The sequence below is a fragment of the Arthrobacter sp. TJ-240 genome, assembly GCF_058269195.1.
On the sequence record NZ_JBZCNG010000008.1, the window covers coordinates 102,079 to 122,155 of the forward strand.

21 protein-coding genes are annotated in these 20,077 nt (G+C 70.4%); 9 read left to right on the forward strand and 12 right to left on the reverse strand.

Translation table 11 applies throughout. From position 1 onward, the window contains the following. Position 1: 1 nt before the first annotated feature. Entirely contained in the window at positions 2-1,612 is a 1,611-nt protein-coding gene (locus tag AC4D2C_RS17130; protein WP_490916023.1) for a carboxyl transferase domain-containing protein, read from the reverse strand. A 121-nt stretch (positions 1,613-1,733) separates the two neighbouring features. Here AC4D2C_RS17130 and AC4D2C_RS17135 point away from each other — a divergent pair, with 121 nt between their 5' ends. The 3 genes from AC4D2C_RS17135 (at position 1,734) to AC4D2C_RS17145 (ending at position 3,504) form a co-directional block, all read left to right on the forward strand. Continuing rightward, positions 1,734-2,345: a TetR/AcrR family transcriptional regulator gene (locus AC4D2C_RS17135; RefSeq protein ID WP_490916024.1), complete on the forward strand. Its 612-nt coding sequence runs from the start codon at positions 1,734-1,736 to the stop codon at positions 2,343-2,345. Between the two features lie 97 nt (positions 2,346-2,442). Then, on the forward strand, positions 2,443-2,910 hold the full coding sequence (locus AC4D2C_RS17140; protein WP_490908254.1) for a GNAT family N-acetyltransferase: 468 nt from the start codon (positions 2,443-2,445) through the stop codon (positions 2,908-2,910). Positions 2,911-2,958: 48 nt separating this feature from the next. Then, positions 2,959-3,504 (forward strand): SRPBCC domain-containing protein, encoded by a 546-nt coding sequence (locus tag AC4D2C_RS17145; RefSeq protein WP_490916025.1) that lies wholly within the window; start codon positions 2,959-2,961, stop codon positions 3,502-3,504. Between the two features lie 12 nt (positions 3,505-3,516). On the opposite strand, the gene AC4D2C_RS17150 is transcribed toward AC4D2C_RS17145, so the two are convergent. Genes AC4D2C_RS17150 through pdhA form a run of 3 tightly spaced genes read right to left on the reverse strand, consistent with a single transcriptional unit; the run spans position 3,517 to position 7,069 of the window. After that, positions 3,517-4,860, reverse strand: coding sequence for a dihydrolipoamide acetyltransferase family protein (locus AC4D2C_RS17150; RefSeq protein WP_490916094.1), 1,344 nt, complete (start codon positions 4,858-4,860; stop codon positions 3,517-3,519). A 17-nt stretch (positions 4,861-4,877) separates the two neighbouring features. After that, positions 4,878-5,912, reverse strand: a complete 1,035-nt coding sequence (locus tag AC4D2C_RS17155) for an alpha-ketoacid dehydrogenase subunit beta (protein ID WP_490916026.1) — start codon at positions 5,910-5,912, stop codon at positions 4,878-4,880. Then, complete coding sequence (gene pdhA, locus AC4D2C_RS17160; protein ID WP_490916027.1) at positions 5,912-7,069, reverse strand: pyruvate dehydrogenase (acetyl-transferring) E1 component subunit alpha; 1,158 nt, start codon at positions 7,067-7,069, stop codon at positions 5,912-5,914. The genes AC4D2C_RS17155 and pdhA overlap by 1 nt, the downstream gene beginning before the upstream one ends. A gap of 182 nt (positions 7,070-7,251) precedes the next feature. Here pdhA and AC4D2C_RS17165 point away from each other — a divergent pair, with 182 nt between their 5' ends. Both AC4D2C_RS17165 and AC4D2C_RS17170 read left to right on the forward strand, forming a co-directional pair. Next, positions 7,252-7,728 (forward strand): Lrp/AsnC family transcriptional regulator, encoded by a 477-nt coding sequence (locus AC4D2C_RS17165; protein WP_490908258.1) that lies wholly within the window; start codon positions 7,252-7,254, stop codon positions 7,726-7,728. A 43-nt stretch (positions 7,729-7,771) separates the two neighbouring features. After that, complete coding sequence (locus AC4D2C_RS17170; RefSeq protein ID WP_490916028.1) at positions 7,772-8,347, forward strand: TetR family transcriptional regulator; 576 nt, start codon at positions 7,772-7,774, stop codon at positions 8,345-8,347. Between the two features lie 79 nt (positions 8,348-8,426). Here AC4D2C_RS17170 and AC4D2C_RS17175 read toward each other — a convergent pair whose 3' ends face one another. Continuing rightward, positions 8,427-9,992, reverse strand: a complete 1,566-nt coding sequence (locus tag AC4D2C_RS17175; RefSeq protein ID WP_490908333.1) for a solute symporter family protein — start codon at positions 9,990-9,992, stop codon at positions 8,427-8,429. A 65-nt stretch (positions 9,993-10,057) separates the two neighbouring features. Beyond that, complete coding sequence (locus AC4D2C_RS17180; protein ID WP_490908260.1) at positions 10,058-10,441, reverse strand: DUF485 domain-containing protein; 384 nt, start codon at positions 10,439-10,441, stop codon at positions 10,058-10,060. Between the two features lie 226 nt (positions 10,442-10,667). On the opposite strand from AC4D2C_RS17180, the gene AC4D2C_RS17185 reads away from it, so the two are divergent. The 4 genes from AC4D2C_RS17185 to AC4D2C_RS17200 are packed head-to-tail and all read left to right on the forward strand — an operon-like array spanning position 10,668 to position 14,499. Then, positions 10,668-11,852 (forward strand): histidine kinase, encoded by a 1,185-nt coding sequence (locus AC4D2C_RS17185; protein WP_490916030.1) that lies wholly within the window; start codon positions 10,668-10,670, stop codon positions 11,850-11,852. A gap of 19 nt (positions 11,853-11,871) precedes the next feature. Continuing rightward, positions 11,872-12,591: a LytR/AlgR family response regulator transcription factor gene (locus AC4D2C_RS17190; RefSeq protein WP_490916031.1), complete on the forward strand. Its 720-nt coding sequence runs from the start codon at positions 11,872-11,874 to the stop codon at positions 12,589-12,591. Between the two features lie 23 nt (positions 12,592-12,614). Beyond that, positions 12,615-13,001, forward strand: a complete 387-nt coding sequence (locus AC4D2C_RS17195; RefSeq protein ID WP_490916032.1) for a DUF485 domain-containing protein — start codon at positions 12,615-12,617, stop codon at positions 12,999-13,001. Between the two features lie 37 nt (positions 13,002-13,038). Beyond that, positions 13,039-14,499 carry a sodium/solute symporter gene (locus AC4D2C_RS17200; RefSeq protein WP_490916096.1) on the forward strand — a complete coding sequence of 487 codons (1,461 nt, stop codon included), beginning with the start codon at positions 13,039-13,041 and terminating at the stop codon, positions 14,497-14,499. 14 nt (positions 14,500-14,513) lie between these two features. On the opposite strand, the gene AC4D2C_RS17205 is transcribed toward AC4D2C_RS17200, so the two are convergent. The 6 genes from AC4D2C_RS17205 to rpsB all read right to left on the reverse strand — a co-directional run bounded on the left by AC4D2C_RS17205 (position 14,514) and on the right by rpsB (position 19,733). After that, complete coding sequence (locus tag AC4D2C_RS17205; RefSeq protein ID WP_490916033.1) at positions 14,514-15,089, reverse strand: DivIVA domain-containing protein; 576 nt, start codon at positions 15,087-15,089, stop codon at positions 14,514-14,516. 75 nt (positions 15,090-15,164) lie between these two features. Next, entirely contained in the window at positions 15,165-16,211 is a 1,047-nt protein-coding gene (locus tag AC4D2C_RS17210; protein WP_490916034.1) for a phosphatidate cytidylyltransferase, read from the reverse strand. Beyond that, positions 16,211-16,768, reverse strand: a complete 558-nt coding sequence (frr, locus tag AC4D2C_RS17215; RefSeq protein WP_490908266.1) for a ribosome recycling factor — start codon at positions 16,766-16,768, stop codon at positions 16,211-16,213. The genes AC4D2C_RS17210 and frr overlap by 1 nt, the downstream gene beginning before the upstream one ends. A gap of 132 nt (positions 16,769-16,900) precedes the next feature. Continuing rightward, on the reverse strand, positions 16,901-17,641 hold the full coding sequence (pyrH, locus tag AC4D2C_RS17220; protein WP_490916035.1) for a UMP kinase: 741 nt from the start codon (positions 17,639-17,641) through the stop codon (positions 16,901-16,903). 176 nt (positions 17,642-17,817) lie between these two features. Further along, entirely contained in the window at positions 17,818-18,654 is an 837-nt protein-coding gene (tsf, locus tag AC4D2C_RS17225) for a translation elongation factor Ts (protein WP_104050824.1), read from the reverse strand. Positions 18,655-18,788: 134 nt separating this feature from the next. Further along, positions 18,789-19,733 (reverse strand): 30S ribosomal protein S2, encoded by a 945-nt coding sequence (gene rpsB, locus AC4D2C_RS17230; RefSeq protein ID WP_490908268.1) that lies wholly within the window; start codon positions 19,731-19,733, stop codon positions 18,789-18,791. Positions 19,734-20,077: the final 344 nt, after the last annotated feature.

Below are 20,077 nucleotides of genomic sequence, written 5' to 3' on the forward strand. Positions count from 1 at the left end.
GTCACATCCGGAAGAGGCCGAAGGAGGTATCGGGCAGGGGCGCGTTGGCGCAGACCTCGAGCGCGAGGCCGAGCACGGTGCGGGTGTCGGCGGGGTCGATCACGCCGTCGTCCCACAGGCGCGCCGTGGAGTAGTAGGGGTTGCCCTGCGCCTCGTACTGGTCGCGGATCGGGGCGCGGAACGCCTCCTCGTCCTCGAGCGGCCACTCCTGCCCGCGCGCTTCGAGCTGGTCGCGCTTGACGGTGGCGAGGACCGACGACGCCTGGTTGCCGCCCATGACCGAGATGCGGGCGGCGGGCCACATCCACAGGAAGCGGGGCGAGAAGGCGCGCCCGCACATGGAGTAGTTGCCGGCGCCGAAGGAGCCGCCGACGACGACGGTCAGCTTGGGCACGCGGGCCGTGGCGACGGCGGTGACCATCTTGGCGCCGTTCTTCGCGATGCCCCCGGCCTCGTAGTCCTTGCCGACCATGAACCCCGAGAGGTTCTGCAGGAAGACCAGGGGGACGCCGCGCTGGTCGCAGAGCTCGATGAAGTGGGCTCCCTTGAGCGCGGATTCGCTGAACAGCACGCCGTTGTTGGCCACGATCCCCACGCGGTGCCCGTGGATGCTCGCGAAGCCGGTGACGAGCGTGGTGCCGTACTCGCGCTTGAACTCGTGGAACTGCGAGCCGTCGACGAGGCGCGCGATGATCTCGCGGGCGTCGTAGGAGGCGTTCACGTCCGTCGGCACGGCGCCGTAGAGCTCGTCCCGGTCCACCACGGGCTCGAGGACGGGCACCACCGGCGCCTGCACGGCCGCCGCCGCGGGCGGCAGGGTGGCGATGATGTCGCGGACGATCTCGAGGGCGTGCTGGTCGTTCTCCGCGAGGTGGTCCGTGACACCGGAAACGCGGGAGTGGACGTCGCCGCCTCCGAGCTCCTCCGCCGTGACCACCTCGCCGATGGCTGCCTTCACGAGGGGCGGTCCGCCGAGGAAGATGGTGCCCTGGTTGCGGACGATCACGGTCTCGTCGCTCATGGCCGGCACGTACGCGCCGCCGGCGGTGCAGCTGCCGAGCACGGCGGCGATCTGCGGGATCTTGGCCGCCGACATGGTGGCCTGGTTGTAGAAGATGCGGCCGAAGTGGTTGCGGTCCGGGAAGACGTCGTCCTGCCGGGGCAGGAACGCCCCGCCGGAGTCCACGAGGTACACGCACGGCAGGCGGTTCTCGAGGGCGATCTCCTGCGCCCGGAGGTGCTTCTTCACCGTCATCGGATAGTACGTGCCGCCCTTGACGGTCGCGTCGTTGGAGATCACGAGGACGTGGCGGCCGTGCACGAGGCCGATCCCCGCGATCACGCCCGCGCCCGGGCACTCGTCGTCGTACATGCCGTTCGCCGCCAGCGGGGCGATCTCGAGGAACGGGCTGCCGTCGTCGAGCAGCTGGTCGATGCGCTCGCGGGGCAGGAGCTTGCCGCGGGCGACGTGCCGCTCGCGGGAGCGCTCGGGACCGCCGAGCGCGGCCGTGGCGAGGCGTCGGCGGAGGTCGCCGACGAGCTCCGCCTGGGCCTCGGCGTTCTCCGAGAACACGGGTGAGAGCGGATCGACCTTCGATGCCAGGGTCTCCATCGACTACTTCCTCGCGCACAGTTCAGTTAGCAGGCGCTAACTGGATTCAGGTTAGTGGTCATTAACCCGGTTGTCCATGACAATGAGGGGACGAATTCCCCGGCCGACGACAAGGACCCCCATGGACGCACTGCCCACCGAGGAGCGCGTGACCGGCCGGAGCATCGCGAAGGCCAGCCGGCGGGCCGCGCTGCTGGACGCCGCGGCCCAGCTGTTCGCGGACCGCGGGTACAACGGCGTCTCCATCGAGGACCTCGGTGCGGCGGCAGGGGTCAGCGGCCCTGCCGTGTACCGGCACTTCCCGGGCAAGCCCTCGGTCCTCGCGGCCCTGCTCACGGGGGTCAGCGAGGACCTGCTCGAGGGCGGGCGCGCCGTGGCCGATGGAGCGTCCTCGCCGGAGGATGCGCTGCGCGGGCTGATCCGCTTCCAGGTGGAGTTCGCGCTGAGCAACGCGAACGTCATCCGCGTCCAGGACCGCGATCTCGGTTCCCTCCCGCACGACGACGAACGCACCGTCCGGTCCCTGCAGCGCGGTTACGTCCAGGTGTGGGTGGACGAGCTGGCACGCCACGCGCCCGAGACGGAGCGGTCGCTGCTGCGGCGCAAGGTCCACGCCGTGTTCGGGCTCATCAACTCGACACCGCACACCACGCGCAGCAGCACCTCGCCCCGCGAGCTGGCGGCGCTCCGGGACCTGCTGCAGGACATGGCCTGGGCGGCCCTCACGGTATGAGGCCTCCGGGACGTGCCGGGGCGGCTAGTACGCTGATCCCACGAGAAGTTCCGGCCGCGCAGCCCGCCCGGCCCCTCCACCGACTGAAAGTGCCGCTGTGATCACGCTACGTCCCGTTGAAGCACCCGACCTCGACGCGTTCTTCTCGCACCAGCTCGACCCCGGGGCCAACCACATGGCCGCGTTCGGCGCGAAGAACCCCTCCGACCGCGGCGTGTTCGACCACCACTGGCAGGACATCCTCAACGACGGCAGGATCACGGTGCGCACCATCCTCTCCGACGGCGAGGTGGTGGGCAGCATCCTCGCCTACCACGACGCCGACACCCCGGAGATCAGCTACTGGATCGACCGCTCCCGGTGGGGCCAGGGCATCACGACCGCCGCCGTCGGGCAGTTCCTCACCGAGGTCACCGACCGGCCCATCCGGGCGCGCGCCGTCGCCGACAACGTGAGCTCCATCCGGATCCTCGAGCGCTGGGGGTTCCAGCAGGTCGGCGAGACGCAGGGCTTCGCGCCGTCCCGCGGGGCCGTGGTGAAGGAACTCATCCTCGAACTGGCCTAGCGCCCCCGACAGCACCGACTACCCGGGCGACCTTCAGGAGGACACAGCATGGAAATCCCCGCCCCGCTCGGTCACCGCGAGACGCGCGACGGCGTCGAGCACCTCGTCTTCACCCGCTCGCTCGCCGCGCCGCCCGCCGACGTCTGGGCCGCCTGCACCGACCCGACGCGCATGCAGCGCTGGATCGGCACGTGGAGCGGTGATCCGTCCTCCGGCGAGGTGCGGTTCCGCATGACGGCCGAGGGCGACGACGTCCCCGAGGAGGTCTACCTCGTGGAGGACTGCGAGCCGCCCCGCCGCTTCGCGGTCCGCAGCCGCGACGGCGCCACCTTCTCCCCCGACGGATCCGGCCCGCGCGTGGCCTGGCAGCACACCCTCGAGCTCGACGGGTCCGCCGGCGGCGGGACGACCCTGGTCTTCACGCAGGTGGTCCCCGCCGGGCCGGTGGGAGCAGCCATGGTGGCCGACGTCGGCCCCGGGTGGGACTACTACCTCGATCGCCTCGAAGCCGCCGTGAGTGGTGCCGACCCCGAATCGATCGTGTGGGAGCCCTACCTCGAGCGCACGGGAGGCTACCGCGCCCTCTTCGGGTGAGACCCCCGTCCGCTACACCATGGCCAGGACCATCGCAGGATTGCGGAGGATGGTGCCCACGTCCGAGAGGAAGCGCGACCCCTGCTCGCCGTCGACCAGCCGGTGGTCGAAGGAGAGGCTGAGCGTCAGGACGGAACGCAGGGCGACAGCCCCCTGGTACTCCCACGGCATGCTGCGGATGGCCCCGACGGCGAGGATGGCGGCCTCCCCCGGATTGAGGATGGGCGTGCCGGCGTCGATCCCGAAGACCCCGATGTTGGTGATCGACAGGGTCCCCCCGGTCAGGTCTGCCGGCGTGGTCCTCCCGGCACGCGCGGTCTCCGCCAGCGAGCCGAGGGCCCGGGCGAGGTCCACCAGGGCCAGTGACTGCGCGGCCTTGATGTTGGGGACCAGCAGTCCGCGCGGTGTCGCGGCCGCGATCCCGAGGTTCACGTCCGCGTACTGGACGATCTCCTGCGCCTGTTCGTCCCAGGACGAGTTGAGGGTCGGGTTCCGGGCGACGGCGATGCACACGGCCTTCGCGACGACCGCGAGCGGTGTGATCCGGGTGCCCTCGAACGCGCGGCTCTGCTTCAGCTCGGCCAGCAGGTCCATGGTCGGCGTGACGTCGATGGTGAGGAATTCCGTCACGTGCGGCGCCGTGAAGGCACTCGCCACCATGGCCGCCGCGGTGTGCTTGCGTACGCCCTTGATCGGGGTCCGCGTCTGGCCGGCCGGAACCGTGCTCCGCGGGCTCGCGGGCACGACCGGATCCGTCGCCACGGGGTGTCCCGCCGTGCCCGCGAGGGCGGCGAGGACATCGGCCCGGGTGATGAGCGAGCCCGGGCCGGTACCGGTGAGGCCGTCGAGCGGGATGCCGAGGTCGCGGGCGAGCTTCCGGACCGGAGGCGTGGACCGCGGCCGCTCGGCAGGGACGGGACCCGGAGGAACTGCCACCGTGGACAGGACGGCCGGCAGGACGCGGTTCCGGCGCTGCGGACGCCCGCCCTTCTCCACCGCGGCCCCGTAGCCCACGAGGTTCGGTTCGCGCTTCGCGGGCTGCTCCTCGCGGACCGCGGGACGGGAGGACACCGTGGCCTCCCCCGTGACCTCCCCCGTGACCTCGGACGTGGCCTCGGACGGGACGGCGAAGGAGACGATCGGCGCTCCGACGTCGACCGTGGTGCCGGCGGGCTCGTGCAGCCGCACGACGACGCCGGCGTAGGGCGAGGGCAGCTCGACGACGGCCTTGGCGGTCTCGACGTCGGCGATGATCTGGTTCAGCTCGACGGTGTCGCCCTCGGCGATGTGCCACTGGACGATCTCCGACTCCGTGAGGCCCTCCCCGAGGTCGGGGAGGCGGAACTCGCGGACGATGCTCGACGACGTCGTCGTCACTGTACTGCTCCTTCGGTGGTGGACGCGCTGTCGGGTCCGCTCAGGGAGTTCGGCCGGCGCATCACGCGGTCCACGCCGTCGAGGATCCGGTCGAGGTCCGGCAGGTGGTGGAACTCGAGCTTGGAGTACGGGTACGGGATGTCGAAGCCCGTGACGCGCACCGGGGCGTGCTCGAGGTAGTCGAAGCACCGCTCCGTGATGCTCGCGGCGATCTCGGCACCGAGGCCCCCGGACTGTGCGGCCTCGTGCGTGACCACGAGCCGGCCGGTCTTCCGGACCGACGCCTCGACGGTCGCGAAATCGATCGGCGCGAGGGACCGGAGGTCGATCACCTCGATCGAGAGGCCGTCGTCGGACGCGGCGGTCGCGGCGTCGCGGGCCGTGGGGACGAGCGGGCCGTACGTCACGAGCGTGACGTCGGTGCCCTCGGTGACCACGCGGGCGGCGCCCATGTCCGACGACGCCGGGTCGGACGCCTCGTCCACCTCGCCCTTGACGTGGTAGCGGCGCTTGGGCTCGAAGTACAGGACGGGGTCGTCGCACCGGATGGCCTGCTGGATCATCGTGTAGGCGTCCTGCGGGTTCGAGACGCTGATCACCCGCAGGCCGGAGGTGTGCGTGAAGTAGGCCTCCGGCGATTCCGAGTGGTGCTCCGGCGAGCCGATGCCGCCGCCGAAGGGGACCCGGATGGTGAGGGGCATCCTCACGGCACCCTGGGTCCGGTAGTGCAGCTTGGCGACCTGGCACACGATCTGGTCGAAGGCCGGGTAGATGAAGCCGTCGAACTGGATCTCCACCACGGGACGGTACCCGCGGTAGGCCATGCCGACGGCGGTGCCCATGATGGCGGCTTCGGCCAGTGGGGTGTCGAGGACGCGGTGCGCACCGAAGTCCTTCTGCAGGCCGTCGGTGATGCGGAAGACGCCACCGAGCTTGCCGATGTCCTCCCCCATGAGGACCACCTTGGGGTCCTCGTCCATGGCGCGGCGGAGGCCGGCGTTGATCGCGCGGCCGAAGGTCATCGTGGACATCAGCGGGGTCCTTCCTGCGGGGCCTGGGCGAAGGAGGCCAGGTACCGCTCGTAGTGGTCCTGCTGGCGGTCCAGCCAGGAGTTCGGCTCGCTGTACACGTGCCGGAAGACGTCGGACGGGGCCGGCTCCGGCATCGACAGGCAGCCCTCGCGCAGCTCGGCGGCGACGGCGTCGGCTTTCGCCTTCACGGAGTCGGTGTAGTCGGCGTCGAGCAGGCCGAGCGAGTCCAGCAGGGTCGCGAGCCGCGCCAGCGGGTCACGAGCCGCCCAGTCCTCGAGTTCGTTCGCGTCCCGGTAGCGCGTGGGGTCGTCCGCCGTCGTGTGGGGTCCCATGCGGTAGGTGACCGCCTCGATGAAGGTGGGTCCGCCGCCCGAACGTGCCCGGGCGAGAGCCTCGCGCGTCACGGCGAGGCAGGCCAGGACGTCGTTGCCGTCGACGCGCACGGACGGGATGCCGAAACCGGGGGCACGGCGGGCGATCGGCACGTGCGCCTGCAGCCCCACCGGCTCGGAGATGGCCCAGTGGTTGTTCTGGCAGAAGAACACCACCGGCGCCTGGTAGCTCGCCGCGAAGACCATGGCCTCGTTCACGTCGCCCTGGCTCGTGGCGCCGTCGCCGAAGTAGGTGACGGCGACGGCGTCGGCGCCGTCGTTGAGGATGCCCATCGCATAGCCCGTGGCGTGCAGGGTCTGCGCGCCGATGATGACCTGCGGCGTCGCCATGTTGATGGTGTACGGGTCCCAGCCCGACGAGGCGTTGCCGCGCCACACCCGCAGGAGGTCGGCGAGGTCCACCCCGCGGCAGTAGGCCACGGCGTTCTCGCGGTAGCTGGAGAACACGAAGTCGTCGGAGCGCAGGGCCCGGCCGGACCCGATCTGCGCTGCCTCCTGGCCGAGGAGCGGGGGCCAGAGCGCGAGCTCCCCCTGGCGCTGCAGCGCGGTGGCCTCGGCATCGATGCGCCGCACCACCACCATGTCCTCGTAGAGCTTCTGCAGGGCGGGGCCGTCGACGTCGGCCACGAGGTCGTCGTAGTGTCCGTGAGGGTGGCGGACGCCGTGGGGATCGACGAGCTGCACGAGCTCGTCGGCGCCGGGACGGGAGGGGCCGGGGTGCACCGTGCCGCTCGCCCGGTCCGGGGAGGAGCCATCCTGGGTCATTGCACGCAACCTTCGTACTCGCAGGCAACCCTCCATCGATCGATCGGTCTGGAGGGCTCCGGGCGCCTTTACCCGGAGTGAGTGTGACCCTACTCACAGAGGGCAGGAGGCACAACCGTCAACTCGTTCAGTGAGCAGAGTGCACTATTGCGGTGTCATCCGCCGTGTTAGCGTTGCGCACTATGCAACCCCTCGACCTCACCGACACCCGCCTGCTGCAGGCCATGGCCAAGGACCCGCGGCGCACCGTCGTCGCCCTCGCGCAGAAGCTGGGCCTGTCGCGGAACACGGTGCAGGCGAGGATGGCGCAGCTCGAGAAGAAGAGCGTCTTCCTCTCGTTCGAGCGGCGCATCAACACGGTGTCGCTGGGTTACCCGCTGACCGCCTTCATCCACGTCCACGTGCAGCAGCAGAAACTGGCCGCGATCACCCGCAGCATCGCCGCCGTCCCCGAGGTGGTGGAGGCATTCGGCGTGACGGGCCAGGCGGACATCCTCGTCCGGGTGGTCGCGGTCGACGCCGAGGACCTGTTCCGCATCAACGGCAAGATCCTCGCCTGCGAGGGCGTGGAGCGCTGCGACACCTCGCTCGCGATGGGCGAGCTCATCCCGTTCCGGGTGGAGCCGCTGCTCGCCCGCGGGCCGCGCACGCCGGCCTGACCCACCGCGCCGCCCGGCCCCACGACCGCCCTACACTCGTCGCATGGACAGACGGGCGCGGGGATCCTATGCCAAGGGCGTCGAGCGGAGGCGCGAGCTCCTCACGGTCGCCGCGGAGGTCTTCGCCGCGGAAGGCTTCGAGGGCGCCACCCTGAAGCTCGTGGCCGAGCGTGCCGGCATCCGGGAGGCGACGCTCTTCCACTACTTCAGCGGCAAGCAGGACCTCCTCACGGCGGTCCTCGCCGACCGCGACGAACAGCACGCCGCAGAGCACAGCAGGACGGCCGCGTCGCTCGCCGACCTGCCGCGCGTGGCGGAGCGGAACGCGCAGCACCCCGGGCTGACCGCGCTCTTCGCGGTGGCCTCGGCGACGGCCACACGGCCGGGCCACGCCGCGCGTGACTACTTCCGGAACCGCTACGCGTGGGTGGTGGCAGTGACCGCCGAGGATATCGCGCGTGCACAGGAACGGGGCGAGGTCCGCTCCGACGTCGATCCGGAGGACGCCGCGCGCATCATCATCGGGGTCTTCGACGGCATCCAGCTGCAGTGGCTCTACGACCCGTCGGTCAGCATGCCGGCAACCCTCGCCGCGGTCCTCCGGCTCCTCGAGCCATGACCTCCTCGAGCCGCGACCCGCAGACGGACGAGGCCGCCCCACCGGCAGGTGGAGCGGCCTCGAGCGGTAGGGGAACCTGTCAGTGGTCGGTGGCCTTCTCGGCGCCGACACCGGTGAGCGAGCGGACCTCCATCTCGGCCTGCTTCATCGGATCCTCCTTCGTCCGGGACAGGATGGTGCCCAGCCAGCCGAGGAAGAACGCCAGCGGGATGGACACGATGCCCGGGTTGCTCAGCGGGAACAGGGAGAAATCGGCGCTCTGGATCATCGACTTCTCACCGCCGGAGACGACGGGCGAGAGCGCGATCAGCAGGATGGCCGAGCCGAGCCCGCCGTACATGCTCCAGATGGCGCCCTGGGTGTTGAACCGCTTCCAGAACAGGGAGTAGAGGATGGTGGGCAGGTTGGCGCTGGCCGCCACCGCGAAGGCGAGCGCCACGAGGAATGCGACATTCTGGCCCTGGGCGCCGATGCCGCCGAGGATCGAGAGCAGGCCGATCACGACGACGGTGCGCCGTGCGACCTTGACCTCGCCGTCGGGGTCCACCTTGCCGCGCCGGATGACGCTCGCGTAGATGTCGTGCGCGAACGAGGCGGCGGCCGTGATGGTGAGGCCCGCGACGACCGCGAGGATCGTGGCGAACGCGACGGCGGAGATGAGGCCGAGCAGGATCGACCCGCCGAGCTCGTAGGCCAGGAGCGGGGCCGCCGAGTTGACGCCGCCGGGAGCGGCCGCGATGCGCTCGGCGCCGATCAGGGCGCTCGCGCCGTAGCCGAGTACGAGGGTGAACAGGTAGAACGCGCCGATGAGCCAGATGGCCCAGACCACCGAGCGGCGCGCCTCCTTCGCCGTGGGTACGGTGTAGAAGCGCATGAGGACGTGCGGCAGGGCCGCGGTGCCGAGGACCAGGGCGAGCGCCAGGGACAGGAAGTCGAGGCGCGTGGTGGCGCTGAGGCCGTACTGCAGGCCCGGGCTCGTGATGGCGGCGTTGCCGGAGGTCTCGATGGCCGCGCCGAGCAGCGTGGACAGGTTGAAGTCGTGCAGGGCCAGGACCCAGACCGTCATGATGAACGCGCCCGCGATCAGGAGGCACGCCTTGATGATCTGCACCCAGGTGGTGCCCTTCATGCCGCCGATCAGCACGTACATGATCATGAGGACGCCGACTACCGTGATGACCACGGACTGGCCCACGCGGTCGTTGATCCCGAGCAGGAGCGAGACGAGACCGCCTGCGCCGGCCATCTGCGCGAGCAGGTAGAAGAAGCAGACCGCGAGGGTGGTGATGGCCGCGGCGATGCGGACCGGCCGCTGCTTGAGGCGGAAGGACAGGACGTCGGCCATGGTGAACTTGCCGGTGTTGCGCAGCAGCTCGGCGACGAGGAGCAGGGCCACCAGCCAGGCGACGAGGAAGCCGATCGAGTACAGGAAGCCGTCGTAGCCGTTGATCGCGATGGCGCCCACGATGCCGAGGAACGATGCCGCGGACAGGTAGTCGCCGGCGATGGCGGTGCCGTTCTGCCCGCCCGTGAAGGAGCGCCCGGCCGCGTAGTAGTCGGCCGCGGTCTTGTTGTTGCGGCTGGCGCGCAGCACGATCACGAGGGTGATCGCGACGAACACGCCGAAGATGGCGATGTTCAGCAGCGGTGAACCGACCGTCGTCGCCTCTGCGGTCTGGAGCGGTACGCGGACGGCCGCGCTGGGAGCGATCACTTGGTTCCTCCTGCGGGGTCGATGAAGGCCTCGGGTGCCGCTTCCTCGAGCTCGTGCCGAAGCTCCGCGGCGATCGGGTCGAGGCGCCGGTTGGCGTAGCTGACGTACCACATGGTGATGGCGAAGGTGCTGACGAACTGCAGCAGCCCGAGGATGATGCCGATGTTGATGTTGCCGAAGACCGGCGTGGCCATGAACTCGTGCGCGTAGTCGGCCAGCAGCACGTAGGCGAAGTACCAGAGCAGGAAGAACACTGCCATGGGGAACACGAAACTGCGGTGGCGCTTGCGCAGTTCCTTGAACTGCTCGGTCTGCTGGACTTCGGTGAAGTCGACGGCAGCACCGGAGCCGGCGGCCGGCTCTACTGGGTGCGAACCCATGGTTCCTCCTTCTTCTCTTGGGAGTCACCCGGGCGCGTTACGGCAGGGACGGCCGCGCAGGAGGGCACGCCGGTGTGACTCCCATCACTGTGCGGCACGGCCGAGGAGGAGACCACCCGCGCCGCGCCGCGCATCGCCGAGCGCGCAGCAGGGTGCGCCGAACGGTCGCCGGGCACGACGAACGGCGCGGTCCGCCCGGCCGCCGGCCGGGCGATACGCTGAAGCCATGTTCAGTGCCGCCGTCGACACCGCCCTGGTGTGCGCCGTGGCCGTCCTCACCCTCGCCGTCGTGGCGTCGCTCGGGTTCCGGCTGTCCCGCTCGTACCGCGACCTCGGGTCCGACGCCGACCGGGCCACGTACGCCACGCTCCACACGGCGGCCCTCGCCTCGGAGCACCTGCGGGAGGGTCTGACGCCGTCGGGCGCCTCCCGGGCGAGCCGGCACCTGCGCGGCCTGCTGCGCTGCGACGTGCTGATGATCAGCGACGCCGCCGGCGTGCTCGCCTGGGAGGGCGGGCGCGGCACCCCGCCGGACGTGATGCCGCTCGTGCGGCAGGTCCTCGAGAGCGGGCGCACGCAGATCGTCCGCCGGCAGCGCCTCGACGCGCTCGGCCCGGACCTCGGCGAACTCGTCCTCGCCCCCATCCGGGTGGACGACCGCGTGGTGGGCACGGTCGGCGCGTTCGCGGGCGACGTCAACGCCGGCCTCGTCCGTGCCACCAATGAACTCGCCGGGTGGGTGTCCACGCAGGTGGAGCTGGCGGAACTGGACTCGTCGCGCCGCCTCCTGGCCGAGGCCGAGGTCCGGGCACTGCGCGCCCAGATCAGCCCGCACTTCATCTACAACTCGCTGAACGCGATCGCGTCCTTCATCAACACCGATCCGCAGCGGGCCAGGGAGCTGGTGGTCGAGTTCGCGGACTTCACCCGCTACTCGTTCCGCCGTCACGGCGACTTCACCACCGTGGCCGAGGAGCTGCGCAGCATCGACCGGTACCTCCTGCTCGAACGCGCACGGTTCGGCGACCGCCTCCGCGTCAGCCTCGAGATCGGCCCCGAGGTCCTCAGCACCGTCATCCCGTTCCTCAGCCTCCAGCCCCTCGTCGAGAACGCGGTGCGGCACGGGCTGGACTCGAAGGACGGCGTCGGGAACATCACGATCACCGCGCACGACGTCGGGCCGTTCGCGGAGGTGACCATCGAGGACGACGGCGTCGGGATCGATCCGGACCACCTGCGCTCGGTCCTCGCGGGCCACACCGAGGACGTCCACGTGGGCCTGCGGAACGTCGACTCCCGCCTCCGCCAGGTGTACGGCGACGACCACGGGCTCATCATCGACACCGCGCCCGGCGCCGGCACGCTGATCACCCTGCGCGTGCCCAAGTCGCAGCCCGAGCACCAGGCGTAGGACGCGTAACCTGTAACCCATGGTCAATGTCATCATCGCCGACGATGAGCTCCCCGCAGTCGAGGAGCTGGCCTTCCTGCTCGGCAAGGACGCCCGGATCGGGACCATCCACCGGGCCTCCAGCGGGGCGGACGTGCTCCGGACCCTCGAGCGCCACAGCGTCGACGCCCTCTTCCTCGATATCCATATGCCGGCCCTCTCCGGGCTCGACATCGCCCGCGTGGTCTCCCGGTACAGCCGCCCGCCCGCCGTCGTCTTCGTCACCGCGGACGAGGACCGCGCCCTCGAGGCGTTCGACCTGCGCGCCGTCGACTACCTCCTGAAGCCCGTGCGGACCGCGCGGCTCGCGGAGTCCGTCCGCAGGGTCTGCGAGCTCGCCGAGGGCTCCGGCACGGCACCCGAGGTGATCACCGTGGACCAGGGCGGTGTGAGCCGGATGATCCGGCGCGACGACGTCCTGTACGTCCAGGCCCAGGGCGACTACGCGCGCCTGCACACCGCCGAGGCGAGCTACCTCATCCGCATCCCGCTGAACGACCTCGAGCGCCAGTGGGCCGAGGCCGGGTTCCTGCGCACGCACCGCTCCTACCTCGTGTCCATGGACCAGGTGCGGCAGGTCCGGATCGGCGCGGGCCGCGCGAGCCTCTTCGTCGGTGATGCCGAACTGCCGGTCAGCCGGCGGCACCTCCCCGACGTCCGCGAGAAGCTCGAGGCCACGCGCCTCCGCCCGAGCCACTGACGGCCGACGGACCGGATCCCGGGATGACGGAGGAACAGCCCGCAGTGCCGCGCCGGGTGCGTGTCACTGCGCCCAGGACGGCCGCCCGGGCCACCGGCGCGTCCTTCCCCGTGGCCCGCGAGATGGCCGAGCAGTCGGAGGTGGGGCAGCTGTTCGTCGCGTCCCTCATCAGGTCGCAGCTGCGCCTGGCGCTCGTGGTCGCGGCCGGTTTCCTCGTCATCCTCATCGGCATCCCGGTGCTGCTCGCACTGTTCCCCGCCATCGACGGCGTGATGGTCTTCACCGTACCGGTGCCGTGGCTGCTCCTCGGCCTCGGCATCTACCCCCTCGTCATCGGCTGCGCCGTCCTCTACGTACGCAGCGCCACCCGGAACGAGCGGCGCTTCCAGGACCTCGTCGACGATGACTGAGGGTGTGACGTCGGTGCTCGACGACGACCTCCTGCGGTTGAGCCCCGCCATCGGGTACACGGCCCTCGTCCTCGTGGCGCTCAGCACCGTGCTCATCGGCATCTACGGGTTGCGCATCTCGCGGACCACCGGCGACTTCTACGTGGCGTCCCGGACCGTACGCCCATGGTGGAACGCCTCCGCCATCGGCGGCGAGTACCTCTCCGCCGCCAGCTTCCTCGGCGTGGCCGGGCTCATCCTCATCTCCGGTGTGGACGCCCTGTGGTTCCCGATCGGCTACACGGCCGGCTACCTCATGCTGCTGCTGTTCGTCGCCGCGCCGCTGCGCCGGTCGGGCGCGTACACCATCCCCGACTTCGCCCAGGCGAGGCTCGACTCCCTGCTCGTGCGCCGCGTGACCAGCCTGCTCGTCGTCGTGATCGGCTGGCTGTACATCGTGCCGCAGCTGCACGGCGCGGCACTGACCGTGCGCGTCACCACGGACCTGCCCGCGTGGGCGGGACCGCTCGCCGTCGTCGTGGTGGTGTGCCTCAGCGTGGTGACCGGAGGCATGCGCTCCATCACGTTCGTGCAGGCATTCCAGTACTGGCTCAAGCTGACGGCCCTCGCCGTCCCTGTGGTCTTCATGCTCGTCCACCTCGGCGACGCAGGCCTGCCGGTCACCGCCGGCGGCAGCGCGTTCACCGCGGACCTGGACACGGCGGCGGACGCCTCGCTGTACGGCACCATCTCGCTCGTCATCGCGCTCCTGTTCGGCACGCTCGGGCTGCCCCACGTCCTCGTCCGCTTCTACACGAACCCGGACGGTGCCTCGGCGCGCCGGACCACGCTGATCGTGCTCGGGCTCCTGTCGGTGTTCTACCTCTTCCCAACCGTCTACGGGATCCTCGGCCGCATCCACACCCCGGAGCTGGCGGCGGCGGGAGCGGCGGATGCGACGGTGCTCCTGCTGCCCGGGCGCATCCTCGGCGGGGTGACCGGCGATGTCCTGTCCGCCCTCGTGACCGCCGGGGCCTTCGCCGCGTTCCTGTCCACGACGAGCGGTCTCGTGGTGTCGCTCGCCGGGGTGGTCAGCCAGGAATTCTTCCACGGCAGCGTGCGGGGATTCCGGGCCGCGGCCCTCCTGTCCGCGGCGGTCCCCCTCGGCATCGCCCTGCTCACCGACAGCCTCGCGCTGGCCGGGAGCGTGGGCTCCGTCTTCGCCTTCACGGCCTCGACCATCTGCCCGCTGCTGCTCCTCGGCATCTGGTGGCGGGGCCTCACGGACGCCGGTGCCGTCGCGGGCATGCTGGCCGGTGCCCTGTCGTGCGGCGGGGCGATCACCGCGGCGGCCGTGACGGGTGCGGGCGACCAGTGGGTGTGGCTGAGCCAGCCCGCCCTGTGGACGGTCCCGACGGCGTTCCTCACCATGGTGCTGGTCTCGCGGGCGACGGCGGGGCGGCGGCCGGCGTCGACGTCGCGCGTCCTCGCGCGGCTGCACACCCCCGAGCCGCGGTAGGGCCTATCGGTGCGTCAGTCGATGCCCGCCATGAGTTCCACCACGTGGTCCAGGAACACGTCCACCTGGTTCTCCTCGTACCCGTCGGCTCCCCGCGCCTCCCGGAACACGGCCCGGCGCACCACGTCGACGCTCAGGGGCACCTCGTGCTCCAGGTAGCGCAGGAGTTCGTCGCACAGCCGGTCGACGTCCTCGACGTCGTAGCTGGGGGTGTCCTGCTTCGCGGGGCGCCGGAACCGCTCCCCCGCCGGGCGGTGGAGCCGGTTGCGGAGGACGGCGGCCGAGCGGCCGACCTGCCGCAGCCACGCGTCCTCGCCCTGCGTCCGGATCAGGTGGTCGCGTTCCCGCACCGCGAAGACGTCCTCGAGGCGGTCCAGCGCCGCGTCGACGGCCTGCGGTTCGTAGCCGCCCTTGGCGGGATCGAACGCCATGGCGCGGACGTCCTTGCTGGTGATGGCGCTGTCCGGGTCGTCCGCGTTGTAGTACCCGCGGGCCTTGGTCAGGAACCGGTCCACCTGGCGCGTGTTGTAGCCGAACTCGGTGCGTCCGACGCGCGCGAACGGAGAACTGCCCGGGCGAGCGACATGCATCGTATTTCTGTCCTTCGTGATCAGACCCTCGTGAGACCGGGCGCCGGCAACTCCGGCATGCCCTCTGACCTGCGGTTACAGCAAGCCCGGAACCAATGTAGCGGACAGCAGGTACGCCATCGGGGAGGCGAAGACGATCGAGTCGAGGCGGTCCATCACCCCGCCGTGGCCGGGCAGGAGGTTGCCCATGTCCTTGACGCCGAGTTCCCGCTTGATCATCGACTCGGCGAGGTCGCCGGCGGTCGCCGAGGCGACGATGACGACGGCGAGAACGAGGCCCACCCAGAGCGGCTGTCCCATGAGGAAGACGGAGCAGAGCCCGCCGACGACGACCGCACCGCCGATGGACCCGCCGAAGCCCTCCCACGACTTCTTGGGGCTGATCTTGGGGGCCATCGCGTGCTTGCCGAAGAACGCACCGATCAGGTACCCGAACGTGTCGTTGGCGACGACGAGCAGCAGGAGCGTGGCGATGACGAGGAAGCCGCCCTCCGCGCGCATGAGGATCATCGCGAAGCTCAGCATGAACGGCACCCACAGCAGCGTGAACGTCCCGGCCATGAGGCTCTTGCCGGCGTCGGGGGCGGGATCGACCGTGCGCCAGATGAACAGGGCGAGGACGGACAGCACGGTGGCGGCGGCGAGCCCCTCGCCACCGCCGAAGTAGGCGGCGAACGGGAGCACGAGCGTCCCGGCGAGGGTGGGCGCGAGCGGCGCGTGGATGCGTCGGAGCTCGAGGGCGCGGCAGATCTCCCACACGCCGACGAGGGCGAACAGGGTGACGATGCCGACGAAGACCACCGGGAAGAACATCAGGCCCACCAGGGTGGGGATCAGGAGCGCCGCCCCGACGCCGATCGCGGCCGGCAGGTTGCGTCCCGCACGCGATGCCTGCCCGGGAGTCCTGGGCCGGCGCCGGCGGCGGAGCAGCCTGTGGCCCGAGAGGCGTGCGGCACGGAGTGCCCTGCGGGAGCCGGGCGCCGGTGCGGCGGGCCCGCCGCCGGGTGCGACGGCGACGCGGCCGTTGTGTGGTCCGGCGTCCGTCCCGGCGTCTGTCCCGGCGTCTGTCCCGGCGTCGGGTCCGGTCGCCGGTCCGACGCCGGGAGGATCGTGGTCAGCCATCAGACCTCGAGCAGCTCCGCTTCCTTGCGCTTCAACAGCTCGTCGATGAGGTCCACGCGGGACTTCGTCAGGGCGTCGAGCTCCTTCTCGGCCCGCGAGCCCTCATCCTCACCGGCGTCGCCGTCCTTGACGGCCTTGTCGATGCCGTCCTTCGCCTTGCGGCGGACGTTGCGGACGGAGATCTTCGCGTCCTCCGCCTTGGTCTTCACGAGCTTCACGTATTCCTTGCGGCGCTCCTGCGTCAGCTCGGGCAGGACCACGCGGATCACGTTGCCGTCGTTGGAGGGGTTCGCGCCGAGGTCGGAGTCGCGCAGGGCCCGTTCGATGTCGTTCAGCGCCGTGCGGTCGAACGGGGTGATGAGCAGCGTCCGCGCCTCCGGGTTCTGGAACGAGGCCAGCTGCTGCAGCGGGGTGGGGGCGCCGTAGTACATCACCACCACCTTCGAGAACAGGGACGCGTTGGCGCGGCCGGTGCGGACCGTCGCGAAATCGTCCTTTGCAACCTCCACGGCCTTGTCCATCTTGTCGGTGGCTTCCAGCAAGGTCTCTTCGATCACAATGTGCTCCTTCGCTCCGCAGTCGGCTGCTCGGCAACCGTTCCAGTGTTCAATCCTAGTTCAAGGGGGCGCCGCGTCCGGGCGCGGGCGGGGCGGCGTTGCCCCGCCCGTCGGGACCGGCTAGGCGTACCGCTAGGCCGAGACGACGGTCCCGAGCTTCTCGCCGCGGATGGCCCGCGTGACGTTGCCCTCACCCTCCATGCCGAACACCACCATGGTCAGGTTGTTGTCCTTGCACATGGTCATGGCGGTCTGGTCCATGACCCGGATGTCGCGGCGCAGGGCCTCGTCGTAGGAGAGCGTGTCGAGCTTCTCCGCCGTCGGGTCCTTGTGGGGGTCGGCGGTGTAGACGCCGTCCACGCCGCTCTTCGCCATGAGGACCTCGTCCGCGTGCACCTCGAGGGCACGCTGCGCGGCGACGGTGTCGGTCGAGAAGTACGGCAGGCCGGCACCGGCACCGAAGATGACCACGCGGCCCTTCTCGAGGTGGCGGATGGCGCGCCGCGGGATGTACGCCTCGGCCACCTGCCCCATCGTGATGGCGCTCTGCACGCGCGTCTCGACGCCCGCCTGCTCGAGGAAGTCCTGCAGCGCCAGGCAGTTCATGACGGTGCCGAGCATGCCCATGTAGTCGGCACGCGAGCGGTCCATGCCGCTCTGCGAGAGTTCGGCGCCGCGGAAGAAGTTGCCGCCCCCGACCACGATGGCCACCTCCACGTCGCCGACCGTCGCCGCGATCTGCTTCGACACGGAGCGGACGGTCTCGGGGTCGACGCCCAGCTTGCCGCCGCCGAACACCTCGCCGGAGAGCTTGAGGAGGACCCGGCGCCGGCGCCCGGTACCATCCGTCGCAGCAGTCGAAGTGGTGACCATGAGGTGCCTCCCGGGCATAGAACTGGGGCCGGTCCGGAGCGGACGGCCGGGGGTGCGAGCGGTGGGAATGTTGCCGGACCCGTTACAGGATACGGCGCGCCTCCCCGGCGCAGGGAAGGGCGGCCACCTGTCAGGCGGCCGCCCTTCACATTCGTGCTACGGAACAGGTCCGGCGCCTAGGCTCCGACGCGGAAGCGGGCGAAGGCCGTGGCCTTGGCGCCTGCATCGGTGAGGACCGTGGCGACGGACTTCTTGGCGTCCTTGGCGAAGGCCTGATCGAGCAGGACACCCTCCTTGAAGAAGCCGGTCAGGCGTCCCTCGACGATCTTCGCCAGGGCCTGCTCGGGCTTGCCCTCGGCGCGCGCGGTCTCGTCGGCGATGCGGCGCTCCGACTCGACGAGCTCCGCGGGGACGTCCTCGCGGGTCAGGTAGGTGGGCGAGTACGCGGCGATGTGCACGGCGACGTCGTGTGCGGCCTCGACGGCGGTGTCGCCGGAGCCCTCGACGGCGAAGAGCACGCCGACCTGGGCGGGGAGGTCCTTGGACGTCTTGTGCAGGTAGGCGTCGACGATCTGGCCCTCGACGCGGGCGATGCGACGGACGTCGACCTTCTCGCCGAGCAGCGCACCGGCTTCGATGACGTGCTCGGAGACGGGCTTGCCCTCGAGCTCGAACGCCAGGAGGCTCTCGACGTCCGAGGCACCGGACTCGATGGCCGCGGCGAGCACCTTGTTGGAGAAGTCGATGAAGGGGCCGGCCTTCGCGACGAAGTCGGTCTCGCAGTTGACCTCGACCATGACGCCGACGGTGCCGTCGACGCGTGCGGCCACGAGGCCTTCGGCCGTCGAACGGCCTTCGCGCTTCGTCGCGCCCTTGAGGCCCTTGATGCGGATCAGTTCGAGGGCCTTGTCGGCGTCGCCGTTGGCTTCGTCGAGGGCCTTCTTGACGTCCATCATGCCGGCGCCCGTGCGCTCGCGCAGGGCCTTGATGTCAGCGGCAGTGAAATTTGCCATACGAACTCCTAAGTTGATGTGGATCTACGACAAGCATCCGTGGGCCGGGGCCCGCGGTACGGACGTCCGCGATGAACATCCGCGGAACATGCGTAAGGGGCGTGGTTTCACCCACACCCCTTACGCACCGGGAACTACTTGGTGTCGTCTGCTGCGGCTTCGGTGACGGGAGCCACTGCTTCGGGGACTTCCTCGGCGATCGGCGCCTGCAGGCCTGCAGGGGCTTCGTCGACGGCGGGGGCTGCCGCCTCGGGGGCGGCGGTCTCGGCCTCGGGTGCCGCGGCCGCCTCGGGAGCGGTCGCGTCGTCGGCGTTGCCCTGGAGCAGCTCGCGCTCCCACTCGGCCATGGGCTCCTCGGCTGCTGCCGCGTCGTTGTTGCCGGAGCGGTTGTGGCGGGCGACGAGGCCCTCGGCCACGGCGTCCGCGATGACGCGGGTGAGGAGGTTGACGGCGCGGATGGCGTCATCGTTGCCCGGGATCGGGAAGTCGACCTCGTCGGGATCGCAGTTGGTGTCGAGGATCGCGACGACGGGGATGCCCAGCTTCTTCGCCTCGTCGATGGCGAGGTGTTCCTTCTTGGTATCGACGACCCAGACGACCGAGGGCGCCTTGGTCAGGTTGCGGATACCGCCGAGGTTGCTCTGCAGCTTGGTGAGCTCACGCTTGAGGAGCAGGAGCTCCTTCTTGGTGTGGCCCGAGCCGGCGACGTCGTCGAAGTCGATCTCCTCGAGTTCCTTCATGCGCTGGATGCGCTTGGAGACCGTCTGGAAGTTGGTGAGCATGCCACCGAGCCAGCGCTGGTTGACGTAGGGCTGGCCGACGCGGGTCGCCTGGTCGGCGATCGCTTCCTGGGCCTGCTTCTTCGTACCGACGAAGAGGACGGTCCCGCCGTGGGCGACGGTGGCCTTGACGAACTCGTGCGCGCGGTCGATGTAGCCCAGCGACTGCTGGAGATCGATGATGTAGATGCCGTTGCGCTCGGTGAAGATGAAGCGCTTCATCTTCGGGTTCCAACGGCGGGTCTGGTGACCGAAGTGGACGCCGCTGTCGAGCAGCTGGCGCATGGTTACGACTGGCATGTTCTGCCTTTCTTTCAGCTTCGGCTCGGGCGCAGCGCGCCGCCTGAAGCTTGTTGACGGTTGTCTCGGTACCGGCCGGGGTGGCCGGTACGTCCTGGTGCCTGGTCGTCATCGTGACATCTCGTCATCGTGACATCCCCTCCCGTACCGGTTGTCACCGGACCGCGGGGAGGGCATTCCGGCGTTCTTCGGGAACGCCGGATCGCGGGCACGCGTAGTCAGCCTGCAGTTCCCGGCCCGCGTCGGCGCCAGGGGCACCGCGTGGAGGGAGCAGCAGACTGCTCGGTCAAGTGTACTACAGGGGCGGTGCACGGTCCGTCGGGCCCTTGTCCACATAGCCCCGC

Bases quoted from the DNA above. Each gene is read 5' to 3' on its own strand.
- AC4D2C_RS17130 (WP_490916023.1), bottom strand. From the start codon at position 1,612: ATGGAGACCCTGGCATCGAAGGTCGATCCGCTCTCACCCGTGTTCTCG.
- AC4D2C_RS17135 (WP_490916024.1), top strand. From the start codon at position 1,734: ATGGACGCACTGCCCACCGAGGAGCGCGTGACCGGCCGGAGCATCGCG.
- AC4D2C_RS17145 (WP_490916025.1), top strand. From the start codon at position 2,959: ATGGAAATCCCCGCCCCGCTCGGTCACCGCGAGACGCGCGACGGCGTC.
- AC4D2C_RS17155 (WP_490916026.1), bottom strand. From the start codon at position 5,912: ATGTCCACGATGACCTTCGGCCGCGCGATCAACGCCGGCCTCCGCCGC.
- pdhA (WP_490916027.1), bottom strand. From the start codon at position 7,069: ATGACCCAGGATGGCTCCTCCCCGGACCGGGCGAGCGGCACGGTGCAC.
- AC4D2C_RS17165 (WP_490908258.1), top strand. From the start codon at position 7,252: ATGCAACCCCTCGACCTCACCGACACCCGCCTGCTGCAGGCCATGGCC.
- AC4D2C_RS17170 (WP_490916028.1), top strand. From the start codon at position 7,772: ATGGACAGACGGGCGCGGGGATCCTATGCCAAGGGCGTCGAGCGGAGG.
- AC4D2C_RS17180 (WP_490908260.1), bottom strand. From the start codon at position 10,441: ATGGGTTCGCACCCAGTAGAGCCGGCCGCCGGCTCCGGTGCTGCCGTC.
- AC4D2C_RS17185 (WP_490916030.1), top strand. From the start codon at position 10,668: ATGTTCAGTGCCGCCGTCGACACCGCCCTGGTGTGCGCCGTGGCCGTC.
- AC4D2C_RS17190 (WP_490916031.1), top strand. From the start codon at position 11,872: ATGGTCAATGTCATCATCGCCGACGATGAGCTCCCCGCAGTCGAGGAG.
- AC4D2C_RS17195 (WP_490916032.1), top strand. From the start codon at position 12,615: ATGACGGAGGAACAGCCCGCAGTGCCGCGCCGGGTGCGTGTCACTGCG.
- AC4D2C_RS17205 (WP_490916033.1), bottom strand. From the start codon at position 15,089: ATGCATGTCGCTCGCCCGGGCAGTTCTCCGTTCGCGCGCGTCGGACGC.
- AC4D2C_RS17210 (WP_490916034.1), bottom strand. From the start codon at position 16,211: ATGGCTGACCACGATCCTCCCGGCGTCGGACCGGCGACCGGACCCGAC.
- pyrH (WP_490916035.1), bottom strand. From the start codon at position 17,641: ATGGTCACCACTTCGACTGCTGCGACGGATGGTACCGGGCGCCGGCGC.
- tsf (WP_104050824.1), bottom strand. From the start codon at position 18,654: ATGGCAAATTTCACTGCCGCTGACATCAAGGCCCTGCGCGAGCGCACG.
- rpsB (WP_490908268.1), bottom strand. From the start codon at position 19,733: ATGCCAGTCGTAACCATGCGCCAGCTGCTCGACAGCGGCGTCCACTTC.